At 50.4% G+C, this 21,376-nt stretch carries 16 protein-coding genes and 1 pseudogene; 10 read left to right on the forward strand and 7 right to left on the reverse strand.

Features of this window, described 5'->3' with window-relative positions:
• From GSM73_RS27545 to GSM73_RS18610, 3 genes are all read left to right on the forward strand, one after another.
• On the forward strand, positions 1-661 hold a 661-nt coding region (locus GSM73_RS27545; RefSeq protein ID WP_256676954.1), incomplete at its 5' end, for a tyrosine-type recombinase/integrase.
• Between the two features lie 459 nt (positions 662-1,120).
• Positions 1,121-1,987 carry a hypothetical protein gene (locus tag GSM73_RS18605; protein ID WP_256676955.1) on the forward strand — a complete coding sequence of 289 codons (867 nt, stop codon included), beginning with the start codon at positions 1,121-1,123 and terminating at the stop codon, positions 1,985-1,987.
• Between the two features lie 309 nt (positions 1,988-2,296).
• Positions 2,297-2,542: a hypothetical protein gene (locus GSM73_RS18610; RefSeq protein ID WP_160893430.1), complete on the forward strand. Its 246-nt coding sequence runs from the start codon at positions 2,297-2,299 to the stop codon at positions 2,540-2,542.
• Between the two features lie 204 nt (positions 2,543-2,746).
• Here GSM73_RS18610 and GSM73_RS18615 read toward each other — a convergent pair whose 3' ends face one another.
• Complete coding sequence (locus GSM73_RS18615; protein ID WP_160893431.1) at positions 2,747-5,716, reverse strand: DEAD/DEAH box helicase family protein; 2,970 nt, start codon at positions 5,714-5,716, stop codon at positions 2,747-2,749.
• Between the two features lie 353 nt (positions 5,717-6,069).
• Here GSM73_RS18615 and GSM73_RS18620 point away from each other — a divergent pair, with 353 nt between their 5' ends.
• Both GSM73_RS18620 and GSM73_RS18625 read left to right on the forward strand, forming a co-directional pair.
• Positions 6,070-7,845: a hypothetical protein gene (locus GSM73_RS18620; RefSeq protein WP_160893432.1), complete on the forward strand. Its 1,776-nt coding sequence runs from the start codon at positions 6,070-6,072 to the stop codon at positions 7,843-7,845.
• Between the two features lie 159 nt (positions 7,846-8,004).
• Positions 8,005-8,589: a hypothetical protein gene (locus GSM73_RS18625; protein WP_160893434.1), complete on the forward strand. Its 585-nt coding sequence runs from the start codon at positions 8,005-8,007 to the stop codon at positions 8,587-8,589.
• 354 nt (positions 8,590-8,943) lie between these two features.
• Here the strand turns inward: GSM73_RS18625 and GSM73_RS18630 are convergent, their stop codons facing one another.
• Both GSM73_RS18630 and GSM73_RS18635 read right to left on the reverse strand, forming a co-directional pair.
• Positions 8,944-9,843: a DUF2971 domain-containing protein gene (locus tag GSM73_RS18630; RefSeq protein WP_218575755.1), complete on the reverse strand. Its 900-nt coding sequence runs from the start codon at positions 9,841-9,843 to the stop codon at positions 8,944-8,946.
• 137 nt (positions 9,844-9,980) lie between these two features.
• A complete protein-coding gene (locus tag GSM73_RS18635; RefSeq protein ID WP_160893436.1) occupies positions 9,981-10,430 on the reverse strand; it encodes a hypothetical protein in 450 nt (149 codons plus the stop codon).
• Positions 10,431-12,108: 1,678 nt separating this feature from the next.
• Between GSM73_RS18635 and GSM73_RS18640 the strand changes: the two genes are divergently transcribed.
• From GSM73_RS18640 to GSM73_RS18655, 4 genes are all read left to right on the forward strand, one after another.
• Positions 12,109-12,972, forward strand: coding sequence for an integrase domain-containing protein (locus GSM73_RS18640; protein WP_160893438.1), 864 nt, complete (start codon positions 12,109-12,111; stop codon positions 12,970-12,972).
• 348 nt (positions 12,973-13,320) lie between these two features.
• Entirely contained in the window at positions 13,321-13,647 is a 327-nt protein-coding gene (locus GSM73_RS18645; RefSeq protein ID WP_058543814.1) for a hypothetical protein, read from the forward strand.
• A 424-nt stretch (positions 13,648-14,071) separates the two neighbouring features.
• On the forward strand, positions 14,072-14,683 hold the full coding sequence (locus GSM73_RS18650) for an EcsC family protein (protein WP_223522833.1): 612 nt from the start codon (positions 14,072-14,074) through the stop codon (positions 14,681-14,683).
• 163 nt (positions 14,684-14,846) lie between these two features.
• Complete coding sequence (locus GSM73_RS18655; protein ID WP_160893442.1) at positions 14,847-15,341, forward strand: hypothetical protein; 495 nt, start codon at positions 14,847-14,849, stop codon at positions 15,339-15,341.
• A 653-nt stretch (positions 15,342-15,994) separates the two neighbouring features.
• Here GSM73_RS18655 and GSM73_RS18660 read toward each other — a convergent pair.
• The 4 genes and pseudogenes from GSM73_RS18660 to GSM73_RS28115 all read right to left on the reverse strand — a co-directional run bounded on the left by GSM73_RS18660 (position 15,995) and on the right by GSM73_RS28115 (position 19,931).
• Complete coding sequence (locus GSM73_RS18660; protein ID WP_160893444.1) at positions 15,995-17,545, reverse strand: TIGR04141 family sporadically distributed protein; 1,551 nt, start codon at positions 17,543-17,545, stop codon at positions 15,995-15,997.
• A gap of 229 nt (positions 17,546-17,774) precedes the next feature.
• Positions 17,775-17,873 (reverse strand): annotated as a pseudogene (locus tag GSM73_RS18665) (integrase); the annotation flags it as partial.
• 148 nt (positions 17,874-18,021) lie between these two features.
• Positions 18,022-18,279, reverse strand: a complete 258-nt coding sequence (locus GSM73_RS18670) for a hypothetical protein (protein ID WP_108526636.1) — start codon at positions 18,277-18,279, stop codon at positions 18,022-18,024.
• Between the two features lie 179 nt (positions 18,280-18,458).
• Positions 18,459-19,931: a DNA/RNA helicase domain-containing protein gene (locus GSM73_RS28115; protein ID WP_160893446.1), complete on the reverse strand. Its 1,473-nt coding sequence runs from the start codon at positions 19,929-19,931 to the stop codon at positions 18,459-18,461.
• A gap of 656 nt (positions 19,932-20,587) precedes the next feature.
• Between GSM73_RS28115 and GSM73_RS18680 the strand changes: the two genes are divergently transcribed.
• Positions 20,588-20,974 (forward strand): hypothetical protein, encoded by a 387-nt coding sequence (locus GSM73_RS18680; RefSeq protein WP_160893448.1) that lies wholly within the window; start codon positions 20,588-20,590, stop codon positions 20,972-20,974.
• The last annotated feature ends 402 nt before the right edge of the window (positions 20,975-21,376 follow it).

Below are 21,376 nucleotides of genomic sequence, written 5' to 3' on the forward strand. Positions count from 1 at the left end.
TCGATCGGTCTTCAAAAAACCAAAGAAGAAAAACATGGCGGCACTGCCCCCCGATGAGCTCAATGAACTCATGGTGGCGATTGCTAATGCCAGCATCAAAAGAACCACCCGATGCCTCATCGAGTGGCAGCTCCACACGATGACTCGGCCAGCAGAAGCTGCGACCACCCGATGGGCTGACATCGACCTCAAAAAGAAGATCTGGACGATTCCACCTGAGCGAATGAAGAAACGTCGCACACACATCATCCCGCTCACGGAGCACGCTTTGGCGCTCCTGGAGACCATCAAGCCCTATAGCGGACACAGGGAGTACGTGTTTCCCTCCGACCGTAATCCGCGCACCCATTGCAACAGTCAGACCGCCAACATGGCGCTGAAACGCATGGGCTTCGAAGGGCGCCTGGTCAGTCATGGAATGCGCTCGATGGCGAGCACCATCCTCAATGAAAAGGGTTGGGACCCTGAGCTGATTGAGGTTGCACTTGCCCACGTCGATAAGGACGAGGTTCGTAGCGCCTATAACCGAGCGGACTACATTGAGCGCAGACGGCCGATGATGAAGTGGTGGAGTGAACACATCCAGGGAGCAGCTACCGGCAATCTCTCGGTATCAGCAACCATCGAAAGCGGTGATCGGAAAGTAGTTGCCATACGCTGATGAAGGAGTGCCATCGGCTGATACGGAACAGCTTTTCACAATCGAACTGTCAGCCCCCGAACAATAAGGTGGTGATGCAAATCGCATTGTCGACTTACACGCAGGGTGATCCGCGATGAGATGTAGGGGAACGGGCCGTTGTGGTCCATACCTCGGAGTCATCTCATGGCAGACCAATGCACTCACCAGAACTCGCAAGACCAAGATGCTCTGCGCACCACCTTGACGGCGCTAATGCTCGATGTGCGCCTCACCCCCTTGGAGCGCAATGGCTGGCAGGTCTTGCACATGCTTCGCACTGCAGATGGCCTCAGCCCGCTAGTGAACATGGGGCAACTGCGCCGTTACCTCACCTGTACTCCCTGTGGTCAGCGCGCTGGCGCTGCAACGGCTTGGCGCGCTTAAGCGGTGCTACGACTTACAGGATGGATCAGCTTTGTGGGACAGCATTGCGATCTCATGACTGGCAATGTTCAAAGCGTGTTGTATCGGGTCAATGAACGCGCTCTAAGCTTCCATGAAGCTTGTGCTCTCGACGACAGCCTGGAAGAGCTTATGGCGACCTGCATCGGCCATGAGAACAAACAGATCAAGCATCTTGCCGAGCACATTCTGGCGACCTCTGAGGACACGCCTGAACGTCTCCCCATTGCAATCCGGGAGCAACGGAACAAAGACGAAGAACCACCGCCCTCGGCGCCATTGCGAAAGCCTCCAAGGATTAATCGAACATCTACACCTAGCACTTCCGCAAACAGATCGACCGTTACGCAGCAGACCAAACAGACCCGCCAGATACCTCAAGAGCAAGACCGTACGTATAAGCCGTATTTGTATAAAAAAGAACGTACGTACCGCGCGCATACGCGTGAGGAAAGCGATTCACCATCAGCGCTACTGGCATTGCCGCCATGCCTGGCCAGCGCCAAAGCAGATCAGCAAAGAGACGTGCTAGCGGCCTTGAAACGGCTGCCGTCACACCATCGCCAGGACGTGCTGGACGAACTACAGGCACGCAGCCAAAGCGGCACAGTACGCAATGTTGTCGCCTATTTCTTCGCCCTGGTGAAGCGTGTGTTAGTCGGCGAGTTTCGCTTGTGGGCTGGCCGCAAAAAACAGCACCTGGCTGCCGAGCCAATTGCAATCCAGTCCACACCTCGCGTCTGCACAGAAATATGCAAGAAGCCACCAGCGCACTCGGCATGGCGCGAAATTGGCCGGCCACACATTGCCAACATGCGCAAAATCCTGGCCGGTCCGAGGAACGCTGGAGATTTGGCTGCACAGGTGATGAAAAGCAAAGAGTGGCAGCCGTGCCCTGCCTAGAGGGCGCGTATTCAACGCCTGTAAACTCATGAATGCCCGGTGCTATTACCCAACATCAGGTAACACTCGATAGCCGGTTTGTGGATTGACAGCAAAACGTCCGCGGATGCATTTTTACAAGCGCATACCAGCCGTCAGGATCATCAAGACGGCGCTGCGGTTTTCCGCAGGATCCTGCCAATGACCGCATCGCTTCCGGCAGCGCGGACAGTCGACTTGAGTGTCGATGGAAGCAAGCTATTCCCACCCCACCCACGACGGGCCTTTCCCCGTCCTGGGGTAGGCCTTTCTTTGTTTTTGGAGGCCTTAATGAAAATTCGACTGGCAATGTATGAAGCACTGAAAGCGATTGACGTGCCCGAGCCGAAAATCGAAGCAGTAATCCAAGCCATGGAGCCTGCTCTGCACCCATCTCCTGCACTTAAGTCCGATTCCGACATAGCACAATTTCGGGCAGCGTTATCTCAGCTTGAGGTGAGTCTTACTATGAATATTGGCGTGATGATTTTCCTCGCGGTGGCGATTCTGTTCGCCGCAGTCGCGTTTATTCGTTAACGAGACCATCTTCTCCGTTGGTACCAGGAGCCACCTGTTCTAGGGCAGGTGGTTTTTTTCTTGTACCTGTCGCTGGATTGTGTAGGCCATGTTTTCTAGGTGCTGGCGTTAGACTAGGTACAGACCTTCGACCAAGGGCGTCTATCGGCCAGAAGCGGCTGATCAGCAGCAAATAGATATTTCCCCTTTTCTGTCAGTCCAGCACTACTCACTGACCAACCAGTAGGCTTTAGCTGCTCCGCCTTGCCGAGCGTAACCGATACAGAAAGCCATCAGGTCGCTAAGTCGCTCATCAACCATAGATCGGCGAATACCGGGCTGGACGCCAATGACGGAGAAACTGAGCTGGGTTGCCGGGGTGGACGTTAGAAGCTGTGCAGTATCTTGGAAGTTGCCGCTTATGAAAAATGAAGGCGAGGTGTGGCGTCGATGCATGCGATCCTCCATGTGATGGAGAAGCGTAGGTACATCGCAGTAATAAACTGACTTGACCAGTTGGCCAGCGACTTCATACACGTCCCCCACCCGTCCACCATTGGCTGGGCCACCCGCGCCCTTGCAGTGATAGAGGCTCACATTCACGTCCCCGTCGGCGCTTCTGGTTATGCATATGTAATCCGCCGCTTCGCCTGTCCTGTGGTCATAATAAATCACCTCAACATCGGGCAATGTCCGCAGATGCTGTTGCAGGTGCTCTTGAACCGTAGCTCTGCCCGCGAGCAAAGCTCGCCGTTGTAGTGTCCTGGGCGTTGTGTCACTAGGTAAGAATTCAACCGTGATATCACAATTGTCCCACTCAATGGCCTCAGCATCTCCCGCGACAAGCCTAAGGGTTTGCTGAAGCGGAGCGGCCATTAAATTCATGCCTTCGAATGACGATTTGTCGGCAGCATAAAATACGGGGCATTGTTCACACATCCAATCTGCGAGGGGCATCCAGGCATCATGCGCGGATTCGATTTCAAGGGTCGGCACTTGGTCCAGACACGTGATCATCCGGCCTTGAGCAAGGTTGAAGCACATCTCAACCACCCCGTCGACATGTGCAACAGCGAACGCCATTGTTCCTGCTTGCGGATCGCTGCGGAAATTCTGCAAATCCCACTCGAGCAATTTTGAAAACTTATAGGCTGCTTGGTCAGTCGGACGATAACGAGTTTTAGGATTGGCCTTGAAGGCTTGCTTTGGCCAATTGGCTGCGATGACGGAATCAGGTAGCCGGCGAAGCGCCGTGGTCATTCTCACTATGTCCAAATGAGTAGCACTGAATGGCACATTCCCTGTTATCCGGGCATTGAGGGTGCGTATCCAGTCCACAAAGTCGGGAATCGATAGGCGCTGATTACTCCAGACTCTGGAGCTACTGCTGGCCCCTACAGTCTCTTTGATTTGCCCATTCATGCCGCTCCCGAAAAAGTGCCCCTGTGCGTACGCGCGACTATCCCCAGACGTTACGGCTCGCTCTGCCTGTGGCCCTGTCAGTGTTCGGTACGTCTCACTCTGTGAGTTGAAGGTCGTGTTCTTGAGTCCAACGTTGAAGAACTTCACACCTTGCAAGCCTGCCCGGGCGCGGCTCGTCTCCTCATAGCTCAACGGCCTGCACCCGCCCGGGCAGACGACATCCATGATCGCGAGATACAGCTTTTCCGTCCGCAGTGTCGAGCCGATATAGCAAAAATTAGATTCAGGAAAAAACATCAGAAGGAAGGCCTCATGACGAACGTCGATTAGCGCATCCAGGATCGTCCACTTCGGGGGGGCTTCATCTGCAGCAAGTACCACAGAGATAGATCCATCAGTTGTTCCCCACTGTTTCGCTATCCGAAGTCGGCGACCGATCTTCTCTCCGAACAATGAGAAATTGGGGGCTTGGGAGCAATGAAACACCCGAACATGCGCGTATAGATGAAAGGAAAGTGGCGAGACAGACTCATAGTCTGATTCGGTGATCCTGCTGACAGGCAGGCTTTCCATAAACTCCTGATTTTCCCCAGAGCCTTGTATTTGCGCCAAAGCCGCATCATCAATCATCTGCGCCAACTCTACCCCCTCCTTGAGCAAAGAAGCGGTGGCCTCGCGTATTCTAAAAGTAGGTGCGATGAGTGTCGGTTGACCCGTGGCAGCATCAATTCTTGCGAACCGACCGATAAACTGGATGGTTGGTACCAACGACTTATGTGGCGCGTGCAATGCAGCCACTTTTAGCTTTGGAAAGTCATAACCCTCCCCAAACATATCCACGCATACGATGGCGTTAAGCTCGCCGGAAATGAGCCGCTCTTCGACGTTATCCTGCTGGCGCTTCGTCAGCCGGCTGCTGATGGCTTCCACCGAGAGGCCAAGGCCACGGTACAAGGGGACTAGGTCTTCGGCCGCCTGGATTGTTGCTGCGCGTATGAACAGTCTGTGATCAAAGCCGTTAGCCAAGTCTTCGTTCATTTGTTGAACAGCGGCCCTGGCGATCATCTGATCAACGTGTACGTCGTCGAGCTCGTTCTCGATTGGTGCTGCACAGAATCTGATGGGATCGAAGGCACCCTCAGCAACGGCTCTCATCACCGGATATCGATAAACCAGCTTGCCCGGTATGAGGCGCCCATCACGCCGGAACGGCGTTGCTGTCAGGAATATGAATTTTGCCTTGGTGTAGTGCTCGACATATGCGATCCAAGAGTCGGCAGGAGCGTGGTGTGCCTCATCGAAAATTATCAGATCAAAGAGATCTAGTGCCGCTCCGGGAGCGATCGCGGGGGATGAGCTCCCCGGCGTGGACACGACTACATCGAACCGTTCTAGAAGGCTCCAATCATCTTCCGACTGTGGGCGCTTGGCATGAAGGTGGACATTGGGCAGCGGCCCGTCATCTGGGAGCGCCCCAATTCGTCTGAGCGTTGATAGCACCGAGAAATGGGAATGAACCTGTTTCCTCAAAGCGCTAGACGGCTCGACTATCAGAACACGAGCAGGCCCGAGCAATAAGGGGAGAGCCATCATCAAAGAGGTTTTGCCGTAGCCCGTGGGTAGACAAACGATTGCCGGATCATCTTGTACCGAGAAATGGGCTAGCACTGCATGCATGCTGCCCAGCTGTCCCGGTCTGAACCCATTATTAGGGCTTCGATATTGCTGGAAAAGATTCAGTGTCCCTGCTTGCGCAACAAAGAAATCTGGCACGGCAATCCCTCTGTAGATCGAAACTCTCTGCTTAGCCTAACCCTGCACTGGCCATATGCAAGTATTACGAGTATTACAGTAGGGGGAGGGAGGTAGTAACCAGTCGGTGTAGAGTCGAAAACAGCCGTTTACCTACGACTGCTTCTGGCTGATTTCTGCCTGTCGCGAAGGGCTGGAAACGGCCAGAAGCAGTCATAGAGTGACTAGGAAATAAGGGGCTATTCATTATGATATTTGCGATTTCCAGAGATGGCCCTGTTGATCTGCCAGCTCGTGCAAACCATCCTGTCGAGGGCCCCGAGAAGGCCACTTCTTAATCCCAACATGCTGACATGAATAACGGAAATTCGACCATGAGTGAAGAGTGGATTCTCCAGACCAAGGAAACCCGCAGGGTATTTTCTAACGCGGCGTGGGTTCCTTTAAGAGCTTCAGTTGAGAGCAAGAAAGGGGATCTAAAAGAGGTAGGCCATGTCAGTGAGTATTTCGGCTGTGGCTCCGTAGCATTCCCGCCAGAGCATCGCCAGCGGGTTGAGGAGCGTCTTGGATGGAGCGACATAGGCATTGGGCACACGGTGGCGCCTTATGCTTACGAAGATGGATATTATGCGTCTATTGACCAATATCAATACAACGATAAAGAGCCAATAGGTGTAAATCTAGTTTACGAACACCCGCAACCTGTTGTCGGTGGCAGAAAGTGGATACTAAGCCCTGACCTAGTAATCGCGCTGCACTTGGTTAAAGAGGGCAACAACTGGGTCAGACCTGAAGAAAATTTCGTTGTGGTAGCTCGCGAGACAGTGAGTGAAGATGGCGAGCATCGTCAGATAGAAATAAAAAGAGAATTTTTACTTGACTATCTAGCGGCCAGAAACCTGTCGCTCCGCCTTGCATACTACAGACAGAGGGTCGAAAACGTCACCGTCTTCGAGGAAAGCGCATATTCAAATTTGCAGCCCCACAATGAGGAAAGAGATAAAGGAAAATTCTCCCTAATCATTCGCAAGCTTGATGACGTATTCGGGGGAAGCTGGGCGATGTTTCGAGCCTGGCGAACGGATGTAGATGAGGATGAGGACGCCCCTGTGATGGGCCCTGAGAATGACTCGAACACTGACCATGAAAGTTCAAAAGGGCATCGTGGAGGCTATACAGGTGTGCGGGTAGAGGGGGAGTTTTGGCGTGAGGAATGGATAGACCACCAGTCAAAAAGCCTACGCGTTCGTGGAGATGCAGATCCGAACCTCCCGCATTTCATTGTGGAAACCGATGGAGCGCGAATGAGATCAGCAGAGCTTGATAACGAGGACATAGGCCGCTGGCTATGGTTTCGAGCCAGCGTTGTAAATGAGCTTCTGAATAGCCGGGGATTCAAGTTAGTGTGGTACACGGCTGAAACTGGAGCTATTAATTCGACGTCAGGATATAAAACTCATTTCGGGATAAACAGTTCGGATCTTATCACCGTATATGCTTATGACATCGCACGACTCGCCCCATGGGAGCAGCATGTTTGGGCGGGGCATAATATTGTTCCTGAAGGAAAGGTTTCAAGTGAGCTGCTGGACGCACAGATGAGGGCGAAACCGGCATCAACATATGCAGTTGAAGAAATTTTCTTCGGAAGCATGAGGCTTTTGGCCGACGGCTTCAGGCATAAATACGGAATATCTCTTTTCACCCATGATATTGATGACGCCGAAGCGGGGCAGCAGATATCCAGGTTTGCAAGCAAAGACAGAGCGTCCCTACTCAGATTGGCCAAGGACATCATTCGCGTATTCTCGGACAGGCTCAACATAACCGAGCTACGCAAGCTTTCTGCACACCAAGAGAAAGGCAAACTCGGCTCAAACAAATTACTCCAAAGTATTTTGGCTGAGAAAATTGGAGACGACAAAGCTAGGCAAGTATTTGCTGAGATTGCCGGTGCTTATGATATGCGAGTGGGAGATGCACACCCTACTGGCTCAAAGGTTACAGACGCGATCAAGCTCGCTGGCGTCGATGAAGACGACTCGCCATTGCGGCAAGGAGAGCAACTTATCCACAACGTTGGGCGGTCGATTTGGAACACAGGGAAATTCTTGTTCGGCGAGACTGATGACTTGGACGAACAGCAATGACTGCTTCTGGCCGATTTTTGCCAGTGACGACAGGCAGAAAGCACCCAGAGGTGACGCCTCAAATCTGTCTACGGTGCTGGGGGCGATTCAATTAACTAGGTTCTCCAACGGCTGCCTCTGGCAGGTGCTGAACTCAAATCTTAATTTTTCGGTATCGTTATGCGCCCTCACTCATTAAGCACTGCACTCATTACTGAAAATGCATTTCAACTCGTCGCTTGGAGCGCCGGTGCCAAGGAAGCTCAGAATCATTTTGTCGATAGTGATGACCACGAAGCATGGGGAGCCACAAAACCGAACTACGTTTACAATTTGCAAGCCACAATCAGCGAGCTTTTGGTCGTAACAGCTACAAAGATAAGAATTCTTCAGGATTCGCTTAGCCAGCTAATTTTCGATCCAGGAGAGATGGCAAAGGTAGACGCTGACATCTCGGGACGGCACCCATCCGCGCATCTCACGAGCAGCAAGGCCAACCTCTCGATCCGGGAAACGTGCAACAAAATTATACACGCGACCTCAGTGGCATTCGTGATGCGAAACGCAGTTGGAAATTTGGAGGAGTTTTCATACTGGTCGGAGGACCTTGCAGGTTTTTGGTTCAGTGGAGAAGTTCGTCTTAAAGGCGAAAACAAAGGCAAAAAGTGGGAAGTTTTACTTAACCCTGCAAAATTTGGTGTCTGCATTATCGATTACATCAATGAGTTGGAGTCGAATCATGAGATCCATAGGGCATGGGAGTAAAAATCCACAGCTCGCATCCGACCGATGCTGTAGTAATGTCGCTACTGAACAGTTTCTGCGTTCGGCGAAGCACGCCTTTAGGCGTTAGCTGCTAGTCGCGAGGCAGCTAACAACTAAATGTGGACGTTGGTGCAACAACACTACTCAGTTCTATCAGTAGGCCATCATTAGCCTGACTTCAAGTTTTCCGGTGCTGGAATCGGTATGGCGGGGGGCATCTTGGTCATGGCCCTTGTTGATGTCCGCAATATGGAAATGCTAACTAGGCTATGATTCTGAGCAAGGAGCGATAAACACACGAAAAACGTCCACTCCAAGAGTTATATTTATACTCAATTCGTGCAATGACCCCGTTTAGGCATCTTTTATTTCAAATCCGCTTAATTTTGAGTTTTCTTTGATTTCGAAAAATTTTACTTCATTGCGTATGAATTCGGAGGCGAGATTTTTGTAATGTTTCTTTCGTTCAGAATCCATGCGCAAGCCAAATACAATGGTTGTAATTTTTCCGGGAAAATCAAATAGCCCATGACTTTCTTCGATGTAGCGCCACTCCCTTTCGTATTGCCATACTAGTGTTTTTGTACTGAGGGCGGCTCGAAAAACTTCATCTTCGAATGAAACTCGAACAATATTTTGTTGTCCGCTTCCTGGTGGAAATATTTGCACCTCGCTTTTAAACCCAGATTTAAAATTTGGCTTTTGTGGTGTGTATTCGACGGGGAGAGTGTGCCTGGAATCACTGAGTTTACAATCTGGAGACGTTTCGAAGCCTATAGCGACTCCTCTATGGTTTGCTCCGTAGTGCGCCCACATCAGTTCGCTCTGGCAGTCTTCACTCAGGCTAAACACCCCAACAGACAACAGTCTTTTTCGCATATCATGAAATACATTTTCTGGTTTTGATAGTTGCATTCCATGAGTGGAGTATAGCTTTCGTATGGCTGAAATGCGTTGCGGGTGTGAGCTAGTCTTAAATCGTTTCAACCATTTTTTCGTTTCTTTCTCACCTAATGAAAAAAGCGTCTTTGGCGCTTGAGGTGGGAACCCAAAGATACCCATTATTTGGGCATTCTCCATATCCCGAATGGTGCGTGACTCCCAGTCTTTCGGGATCTCACCGATTCGACATTCTAATGGATCATTGAGTTGTGCTGGTGTTGATAGCCAAATTTTTTGGCTTTTTATGATGTCTTCTGTTCGCTCTGAGTCGTCGCGATATTTGTAAAGTTGTTGCGGCGTAATTGTACTCATATTGATCGATTCTTAGTTTTCTTTGATTTTAGTGGTTCACAAATTCTGGTGCCAAGTCGGCTAAATGTTATTAAGTTAATGAACGATCACCAGATAATTTGCGAACGCTATTAGTGGAAGAGGTTAATTGCCTGAATTTATTTTGTATCCGAAGTGACCCGCCACTTAATGAAAGCGGGATAGATCATGAGCAGATACGACAAGCAGCACAGCCCGAGTAGTAACATCACCTGCGATGATGAGAGAATTTGCAAATAGAGCACCAGGCCGATTACTACACCATTAATGGCTGTATTGCTCTTGATTGCGAAAAAATCCATTAAGAAAAACAATACAGAAAGTGATCCGGCCCAGAAGCCCCACCGCTTAAATAAAACGCCAGAAAAAACACCTTGAAAACTTAGCTCTTCGCTCCGCAGCATCTCAACACACTGGGTATAAATGTCTTTATGCCACTTATAAAAAATAGCTACAATAATGACGATGGCAAGTCCGGGAAAAAGAAGCGCAGCAATAACGAAGGGACTTCCGGGCGACAACATTTCGTCAATTGCGTATTTATTCGCCGAGCACATCCACGCAGGCACAAAAAAATCCTTGCTTGCACAACTTAGTAGTAGGCTGAATGTCAGCAATACGGTTGATACAAGAGCAAGAATGCTACAGCAACTAGGCAATAGTTTTGACAGAAAATTATACAGTGTCCAAAAGCGCTTCATGCAATTCCTTAATTTTGATTTTTTGCCAGCTCGACGAACTTATCTCGAGAATCGAGTTTTGGTTCCACTCATAAGAGTAATCTTTACATAATGCAGGGGCACAAAGCCATTACTCGATTCTGCCCTCATCAATTTCCCCCTTGCCGGCGAGGGATAATCCTTGCAGCCATGCGACCGCATCATGCTGGGCAAGTGATCCCTGCCCAACAAATCCGGCATCAACCAGCATAAACTGCTACTCCATCAGCACATGCGTAGTCCGGCGTAATGCATCGAGCGAGGATCGCTTTGTCAAGGAATTGCTATTCAGTGCCCGGACCTTTTGACCTAGCTGGCCTATAGCCGTTCTTGCGCCAGGCCACGATACTCATTTCTTCTCCCCAAATGAATGTATGCATCCGCCACACCGAGCCTGAAGGTCCGCTGCTGGCCGTTTTCTGCCGTTGGAAAACGTCAGATACATATCGATTGCTGCCCAATCCAATGGATCGTAACCGCACCATTGCGGCGGCTCACTTTCAGCCGTTTCAGACCCCCGACATAAAGCTCCCGGTCACCCCAGATACCAACATCGCCGACTTGCTCCCCCATGCCTGCGAGCCGCTGGCATTGGCTAATGTCATGCATTGGACCTGGTAGATCAGTTGAAGGGCACCAGTAGCAATAACCTGCAGGTCATTGCGTAGGTCACCATGCTGCGTGCGCTGGACCAGCTCGACCCGACGTAGTCGATACGACTCGGTAACGAGCGACATACCATGCCACTCACATGGCGTGCATAAACGATGTAGCTCCCCTCTCCGCTTTTCATACAAGCCCCCTGCGCAGGCGTGGCATGGGGACCATGCCGCACCTGCGCAGGGAGCCGACAAGGCCGGAGGCCGCGTCAGTACCACAGGCGATGGATAAATATGCACCTGCCGCAGAACCAGTTTTTGCCCGGATGCGCGTAAGTCATGAACCGGGCCGTCACTGCAATCCGCAGTGACGGCCCGGCCGACGCCCCAACATCACGGGCAAATCCTGAACCCTAAAGAGTGCGGCATACATGATGATGCCCCCATACACTGGCCCAGCAAAAACCTAAGACGACAGGTTCGAACGTCGTTATCCCAACAGCGCAAGACTCCTGCAAGCGCTGATCCAGCAGGATGGAGTTAGCCAGGTAAGCAAGGCTCCAAAAGCATACCGACCCATACCCGATGGGGCGGAGCCACTTTTGTTCTATAGGATTTATTCCGTGATGTGCCGCTACTGCACCGTCCTAAGCAGCGGTCCTTTGTGCAACGCCGACTGCTTCCATTTAACTATCCCATCCATTTCTTTGGAGTACTCATCGACGCTAAAAACTCGTTCATCCCGCTCCATCTCCGTATGACCTTCCAGCAGGAAGAAAGACGGACGTCTCAGTCGAGACACCGGTGTTTCCTGAACACCATGCCCCTGCCCTTCGGGGATCTCGCCTAGCGAGTTGGCACCAACACTTACCAATGATTTTCAGGACAGGACAACAATACAAATCAAAGTCTGTGAGCGTAGATGGAATATGGACGATTTGACCTACACCCTGCGGCAACTTTGCCGACGCAATCGCGATGGCAGTCACAATACTCAGGCCGACCGTATCCGCTCACTGGGGTTGATCGCACGCCAACTGCGCGAGTCTGGTTTCCGGCAAATGAAAGCGCCCTCGCTCAAGGGCAAACACGTACTGGCACTGCTTGATCGCTGGCAAGGCGAAGGCCTGTCACCTGGCACCATCAAAAATCGGCTTGCGCACCTTCGATGGTGGGCTGAAAAAATCGGCAAGGCTGGCATTCTCCCCGCGGACAACGCGCAACTGGGAGTGGCCGACCGGCGCTTCGTCACTAACGTCAGCAAAGCCCAAGAACTGGGAACAGGCCTTGGCAAGATCACCGACGCTCATGTGCACATGAGCCTCCAGCTTCAGTCGGCGTTTGGACTACGCCGTGAGGAAGCGATCAAGTTTCAACCCAAGTATGCGGATCAAGGAGATCACATTCTCCTCAAGGGCTCATGGACGAAGGGTGGACGTGATCGCTCTGTGCCGGTCACCACTTCGCTACAGCACGAGGTATTGAACGCGGCGCATCGTCTAGCGGGAACCGGCTCATTAATCCCGTCTCAGAAAACGTATATCCAGCAGAGAAACACTTACGACGGTCAGTGCAAGGCAGCAGGCCTGAGCCACATGCATGGGCTACGTCATCATTATGCACAAAGCCGTTACGTAGCTTTGACAGGGCGGAAGGCACCGGCGGCAGGAGGAATCTCTTCCAAGGAATTGACCCCAATGCAGCGTTCTCAAGACCGTATTGCTCGACAAATTATCAGCCGTGAACTCGGGCATGAAAGAACACAAATTACCGCGACTTACCTTGGCCGATAATTCTGGGCGTTCGAGGTCGTTCCTCAACAATCCGAATCTGAAGGTGGTGGTGACCACAGGCAGTGAGACGCCTCACACAACATTAGGAAACAGTCGAAAACCGATTTCCGGATTGACAGCAAAAGGCCTCAGGGGCATTTTTGCCATGCATCTAGCTGATTCGTTCAGCACCCCAGCCGCCAGGATCTTAAAGACGGCGCTGCGGTTCTCCGCAGGATCCACCATATGACCGCATAGCTTCCGGCAGCGCGGACAGTCGACTTGAATGTCGATGGAAGCATGACTTTCCCACCCACGACGGGCCTTTCCCGTCGTGGGGAAGGCCTTTTTTTGTTTTTGGAGGCCTTAATGAAAATGGAACTGGCGATGTATCAGGCACTGCGCGCAATCGACGTGCCTGAGCTCAAAGCCGAAGCTGTTATCCAAGCATTGGAATCTGACATGCTCACACTACTCGCGACGAAAAGTGATCTCACAAACCTTGACCAGCGGTTGACTGCCGAGATCGGTAGAACAACTGCTGAAATCGGCAAGGCGACTGCTGAGATCGCTAATACTAATCATCGGCTGACTGCAGAGATCGCTAAATCTGATCTCAAGTTGTCCATTCGTATGGCTTCCATGCTCGCCGTGACGATCGGCATCTTGATCGGGGCGATGAAAGTCTTCTTATAGTTTTCTTAGCGATTACTGAAACCACGAAAATCACCTGTCCTTCGACAGGTGATTTTTTTCGCGGTTCTTGGCAACGGGCAAGACAGCTCGCTTGCCCCTCCCACAGCGGACATCAACCAGCAAATTTCCTACCCCTTCCCTGCCTTGATCGGACGCCGTTTTTTTGATGTACGCCCCCACTCCTCTGCATCCGCATCCCATGCGTTATCTCCGCACGTTGGCGAACCAGCATCCGCAAGTATTCAGTCGCGGATTGTGGGCAATTATTTAGTAAGTGGAGTTTTCCCATCAGCGCAGTGGCGAAGGGATTTGGAGGAGAATTGTTCAAAGCGAGGTAATGCGGAGAACCAAACAGATGTGGCATCATAAGGCCATCAATCATACGCCGAGACTGAAGATGGAACTGATAAGTCAAGAAAAGATAATGCAAGTCCTTGACTGGGCCTACGAGAGATCTGTGAATGGATTCTCCGGTCTTGATTCCGCCGAGGAGCTCGCAGCCAGCTACGCCAAGGAAGAAAGTCCTGCTTACGATCAAGCTAATTCCCTGATTCGCTGGCAGAACACCAAATCGGCCACCTCAGGCTTCATCACCGGCCTGGGTGGATTAATCACACTGCCCGTCGCGTTGCCCGCCAACATCACAAGTGTGCTTTTCGTACAAATTCGCATGATCGCCGCCATCGCCCACCTAGGTGGCTACGACGTCAAGGATGACAAGGTAAAGACCCTCGTTTTCGCCTGTCTCACAGCCAACTCCGCCAAGGAAGTGCTGAAGGACATCGGCATTGCCGTCGGCAACAAGCTAGCGATGAACGCCGTGAAGTCGATTTCCGGTAAGACTCTGATAGAGATAAACAAAAAGGTAGGCTTCAAGCTGTTCACCAAATTTGGTGAAAAAGGCGTGATCAATCTCGGTAAAGCTGTGCCTCTGCTGGGAGGCTTGATTGGCGGAAGTTTCGATGCCTACACGACCAACACCATCGGGAACGTAGCGCGCGATACATTTACACCAAAAGAAGTAGCGACTGCATAACGGCCCGCCTTAGTGATAGCTGGATTTCCCTGTGGCCAGGGAAATCCAGCGATATGAGGTCGAATCTTTTTTTATCATGATAAATAGATCCCAGTTATTCAAGTTTTATAATGGCTTTTGTTGCTGCGAACAGCCCCACTTGCTTTGAATTACAAGGAAATATATGAGCGTCTCTGAATTAGTATCGATTTTAGCTTTGGGCATTTCTTTTACTGCGCTGTATTTTACCTTTAAAAAAGATGCTCACCGCATCAGGTTAACTTTGAATAAGGGGCCACATGGCACATCGGATTTCATTTCTATAAATAATGACAGCTCATTTTCGGTATTCATATCATCTGTAGGACATCTCCCGCTCGACGGAAAAATTGAATGGACGCGGAAAATATGCGATGGAAAACTCAATAAAAGTTTTGAGTTTCCTGTAAAAGTAGATGCTAGATCAACATATCAAGGGGTACTTCTTGGGGACTATCCTTCAAAATCAAAACAGTATACTTACTGCGTTCAGTTGGATTGCGGAAGAACTTTTGTAATATCAAATACGATTCCCCGAAAAGACTATGCCAAGCTAAAATTATTATCCCTGCTGTCTTGGTTAAGTTCTGGTCGGGCTGGATTCAAGAAAAATGATATTCATATCTCTAAATATAGGTGAGTTTTAGCGAATAGGAAGAATAGGGCGGATCTTTTTTTAATTTTAATAAGTAGATCTGTCCCCATTAGGGCGCTATCTGTCTTCTGCGAAGGGCAGCTTAGGGTCGATTCTGTTGAAAAAGTCGACCACTGTTCCCACGGCAGAAAAGTACGCGCCTGAGATTGAAATCTTTATTTTGAGCATAGGGTTCCGGGCTCAGATTTCACATAGCTGGGCGCAAGAAAGGCGTTTTCAGCAGTCAGTACGCGGGCAGCCCGAAAAACCGACTTTTTCAACACAATCGGTCTATTGCAGCCCTTCACGATAGGCAGTTATCGACCCATAGTGGACGGTAGTAAGAGGCGGCTTGTCATCACAGAATTCCTTTCCGTGGATGGCCGGAAACTCTATAAAACCCCACCGTCCCAGGGGCGCCGATTGGGTTTCTCGGGATCGTACAGAGCTAGTACATACGCTCAGCGGAATGGGCATCGCGGTTGATGTACCTTGGCGGCAGTCATAGAGAACTACCAAGGCTGATTGATCGATCCGTCTGCCAGGCGTGCTGAGGCCCTACATGTGTGGCGTCGCGATCCTCTGACTTTTCGGCGCAGGGCATCACTGTTAGCCCATTGAAATGTGCTGGTCAGTCTGATTGACCGCGGCCAGATGGGTCAGTTACTGATTCTACAAACCTCAACCTGGTAGCCCATTGCACCAAGCCGCTGGGCGAACTGTCGGAAGTTAACCTTCGAGAAAAACGGCATGTGCAACGTATCGTTGGGTTGCATGATAGCGAACACGATTCTGTTGCGCGGTTGCGTAACAGGGTCGAAGGCGAACTGAAAATTACCCAACTCCGCCAGATAGCCGTTCACCTGAGTAACGACATCGGGGGTGTTGATCAGAGCTTCAGCGGACACATAGGCTTGAGAAAAGAGATGGCTCAGCACGCTCGACGATGAGTACTTCTTGACGTGGATGATGTGGTGATCCGGCGTGAGCAGGTCGCAAAATTCGAATGGGCCACCAGCACCCGGCAACCTCACTAATTTCTGGTCCAGCAGATAGAAATTTATGTTGTCTGCGATGCGTCTAAGGTAAGCGCCCTCGTGGTCGGTGTGATACGGAGGAAACACCAAGTTGCATGGAACTGCGGCGTCAAAGAAGCGGTTCACCTGCTCGGTGTAATCGCGATCAATCTGGTACCAATCACCCTCGCTGAGCAAATAGATTTTTCCTTCGTGTTCGATCTCCGCCTCAAGGCACGTATACAGAGGCCACGCAGCAAGTCGCTGCTCATCTGCACCGTAAAGGTAGATACGTTCGGATGCCAGCGCCTGGCGGGTGATACCTCGCAGAAGGTGCTTGGCGAGCAGCGCCTGCCGCAGATCGAGCTCGAATGCGATCGTCGGGCCGTTGCGAGATCGGGCGCTGTGTTTCACATATCCGAAGCCGCTGATGTCATTGCCGAGTAGCTCGGGTGGCGCCGCGCGGACACGGTCGAATTGCTCTATATTTATCGCAGCCACTAGAAGCCCATCCAGTTGGCCCATCAGTGTGGAGTCGCGTACTGGGACGATGAAGTCCATCCAAGGGTATTTTTCCTTGCAGTGCTCGTCTTCGTACGCCGTCAACAGCCGAAGCGCGATCTCCGGGAAGTCTTCGAGCTTTACATCGGAGTGCAACGCCAATGAGTCCGAACCACTAACGTACTCGCCCTCATCCTGATCGCTCTCCACAATGCCAGTTAGCGATTTCAGGATCTCCGAGTCGAACTTAAAATCGAACTCCGAAATAGACAGCAGCCTTGATGACTGCGCCTTTGAGCGCAGCGGTGTGCGATCAATATTGGACTTTTCCACGGACTTGATCAGTAGTGGATCAGTCAAGCTAAGCGCCGTGCGCAGCCCGAAATAACGCTCAATGGCTAGCGGATCGATCAGGTGCCTGGCGTGGCCAAAAGTGAAGCAAAAGACCCTGCCGTTGACTGCCAGGACGAGCAGGGCTTTGAGCGATCTGCCGGTAAGGTCGAGGCCAGCCACGTCTGGGATGGCACCGAATAGTTGCGTCCACTTCGGATGGGAAGGGTTTTTCTGATGGTAAAAGAGGCACTCAACATCGCCCAATGAAAAAGCGATAGGTCGCAAGTTGACCTCATCGGAAAGTACGTCCTGGACGGTTCGCCCTTCCTTGAGCAGGAACACGTTGATAGTGATCTTCACACGTCACTCCTTGACCTCTCGCTTTGATGTTAAATTGGCATCTGCTTCTCTTTCCGTCAAGGCACGCACGATGTGGTTAAAAAACCACCGGTAAAACCTCCCCTGCGAATCTCGAGATTTATGAGCGAGGGCGCAGTAAGCTTTCCTATCACCCAAGTGATGCACTAGGAGCGGCAATAAACGGAACCTGGCGGCGATGATCATGCCTGGCGCCCCGCTTAGAGCATCATCAACCTCGATACCTAACGGTGCTCTCAAGCTTTGTATGGTCAAGCAGCGGTTGCACTGCTCTCAGGTTTTGCGTTCTGCGATAGAACAGCGACGCTTCTCATGTGCTCATCCTCGACGTCCGTTTTGGGTCGAAAAAACGGTCGTTTGTGAGAGGCAGTTTCTGGCCGAACGCAGTCGTTGGTGACGGCCGTCCATAGGCCATAAGCAACTCTAGGTGGCGAGCCGCACTTGTCTGATGCAAAGGATTAAGTTGCGACATCAGTGGAGCCAAGAAGTAGCTCATAGGTCAACCCTGACGCATAAAACGAAGTTCGCCACTCTAGAAAACCTGGACGGTCCTCGCATAGAAGGCGGACGATCTGCCCATCCTCTGCGATAGAGACTTCTTCCACCAAAGCGATATCTCCCGGTGCCGCCTCTCGAGAGCTAATCCAATCAGTGAAAACTACTTTTGATTGATCAGCGCTGATTAGTTTTATGAGATCGCCTTTAGAAAGTGCCATGTTCTTTCGCCTGGATTTTTACTGATAACAAGAGCATGGGCATATCGGCTTTTTTAAGACAAGGCTTTTTTGGTCCGAGGGCGTCCTTTGGGCGATGTCCGCTTCTGGCCGTTCTCTGCCCCTCGCGAAGGGCGGTTTTCGGCCAAAAGCGGACATCGGCAAGCTACGATCTTCATCACTCATTGTAAAATTGACACGCACCGATTCAACAATTCTTCATTGTTTACTATCACTAAATTCAAATTTTTTCTAGCCCGAGTGATATTCTGAAAAAGCATCATAACGGGGTGATAATATGCGCGCCCTGTGTAACAAAGCTCCCCGTCATCATCGTAAGAAAAATAACGATCCAACGTTATGACAACGCCATCAAATTCTTGACCTATGACTTGATGAGAGGTCTTCTCATCCTGGCAAAAGTAATCTTCGTGATGCTCCTTATTATATTGAGAGGGAGTGAACCGTAAAACTTCCCACCCAGGCTCATCCAAACCAGACAAATAGAATTTGGCATCCTCCGGACTTTTGAAATAATTAATCTGGATGTTGTCTCTCCCCTCCAAAGCCAATTTACGCTTGTTATTGAATAGCATCTTTACAAACGCGGCAATTTCTTTGTTGGTTCTAATTTTCTCCGATAGCTTATGCACAACCAGCCCGTTTATGGCATTAATTTTCTCATCGATTTTTGCCCTCTCCTCCGAATTTGAGAGCGTCTGCACCTTATCATAAGAGAATATGCAACTCCCCTTCGCCGCCTCGACTTTCTCAATCACGTCCTTAAGTTGCCCTGCGTAGATACGCTGTGCTTCGTCGATCACAACCAGATCATAAGCAGCCAGGTTGAAACTGGTGTAATTCTTTATAGGCACAATCTTCCAGCCATTCCTAACCAGCTCATTTTGCCCTTCATTCAAGTAGCCACAATGAATGACAAGAACATTCCTTGCGGCTCTCCTAAACTCATCTACTATATCGTATACAAGTAGAGTTTTCCCAGTACCTGCGCTACCCACAACGCTGACGAATCTGGATACTTTAGGGCCGCTAAAATGTCGCAACACTACACTCTTAATTTCTTCCTGCTGATGAGTGAGAAAATACTTTCTCTCTAGGAATTTTTGAGTAGAGTTAAATGGAGAAACCAGATAATCTGACGGATTGAAGAGATTGTCCACAACCTCTGCTCGATCAACTTCTTGGCTATCAAGCAGATCTCGAAGCGCTACAAGATCAACTTTAACTAAATTATCATCATCCTGAAGACCATACAATGTTGCGACATCAACAACATACGTACAGGCATACACCTTTCTCCCAATGCAGCCAAGATAATACTTATTCCTGACGAGTTGCGCTTTAACCTTATCCTCCGGACAAGTTTTTTTGAGCTCAATATTAACAATAAACTTCCTCCCAAACCTCAATAGATCGAACTCCTTACCTATCTGAGGGATTTTGTAGCTAACATAAAATTTATCAAAGACGCTTATCTTGCTTGGCAGCGCATATAACGCGTTAAGCAGAACTTTTAAATCTATTATTTCGGAGGGTTTGATATTGATGCCATGAAGATCCAAAAAAGCATTAAAGCTCAATGGAGCCAACGAGTCACTCGCCTGAACCAACGACAGCAGGTTGATATACTTCACGCGACACCCCTTTAATCCCTTGCAAGCCCTAAGCCCTGCGCATTGACAAATTTATTTCACTGCTCGGATCTAATGTCCGCTCTACACGCAGTTGTTATTAACTAGTTGAAAGGCTTCTTTTATAGGCGATTTTTCGCGATCCGGCCAGCAGTTAGCCCCCTTGCCAAACTGAGTGCACCCATGGCAATCAGGAACGCAGAACACGTAGGTAACCCTAGGCGGGGAGATTCGGGAGCCGTCTCGACCTACTATCCTGTTTGAGACTCTAGAAGTGGCGCAACTATAGTCCGCCATGGGTCGAGATCAGTCACTCGCGAACGTCTGCTTTTGGCCGAGGGTGTGTAAAAACGTTTTTGAGCGCGACAGGTACTCAAAACGGGACTGGAAATCGCGTTTCTACGCGAAATCCACATCTGCTGACGTGCCGATAAATTTCAGATTTAACGTAGACGCGCACACTTCAATTTTGGCGAAGCGTTTTTACACACTCTGGGCCGATTGCTGCCTGTCGCAAATGGCTGCAGTCGACCAAAGCGGACATTGCCTGTAGTGAAGTTGACCGACCATGAATCCGTATTGCAGCATGGAATTGATGTGCGGCAGCGCTGTGCGGCCAGTCTGTAAGCGCTACCTTCGCACCTAACCGGAAGAAGCTCATGATCATGGTGTTACCGAAGATCGAACTCAAAGAACTGTCGGTGAAAGCGGAAGCAGACGGTTTAAGGCTGAGTGATCTTGTCCCCATTTGCGAAAGGTTCGGCGTTGCACCGCATGATGTGCTGAACGAGCTGTCCGTCGCGGTTGCGGAAGGCTATCTACAAGGATCTCTACTCTATGATTTTTGCGACGGCGTTATGAACGGGATCATAAATGCCGTGGTTGAAGTAGGCATGACTAACGACATGCCTCAGCCCGCTTTCTCGCTTTACCAAGCATTCGATCAAGGTGAATGGTTCCGCAGTAACGACCCACCGGAGACTGACCCAAGTGAGAAATACACGAAGTCGGCGGTCGAGGAAATAATGCGTACCCTTAGAGATTAGCTTTCACAGATCGAGAGGTTTTCGCTTTTCGGCTGGAAGGTAGTGGATCGAATGCTTTTGGCCGTTTTCTACCTTTGGCAAACGTCAGATACGGATCGGTTGCTACCGACAATGAGTCCTTCTAGGCGACGTACCTTGGGAGATAATGGTGCCCTCTTGCGAGCATGCCATCGTAGCCATTATTGGTTACACAACCACAGCGCGCTCAGCGGTATTCCATAATGTATTCCATCAAAAAAAATCTTACCCAATTTATTACTCAAAATCAGATAGATACACAATCAGTTCAAATTACCCCGGCCGCCCACACGGCAAAGAATGGAGCCGCGATTTTTTCGTTGACCAGCAACAAACGCCCACCAGTCTCGGCTGTAATGATGTGTACTGGTGAGCGCGGTCGTT

It is taken from the genome of Pseudomonas sp. PICF6 (assembly GCF_009831705.1).
Lineage (GTDB): Bacteria > Pseudomonadota > Gammaproteobacteria > Pseudomonadales > Pseudomonadaceae > Aquipseudomonas > Aquipseudomonas rhizophila.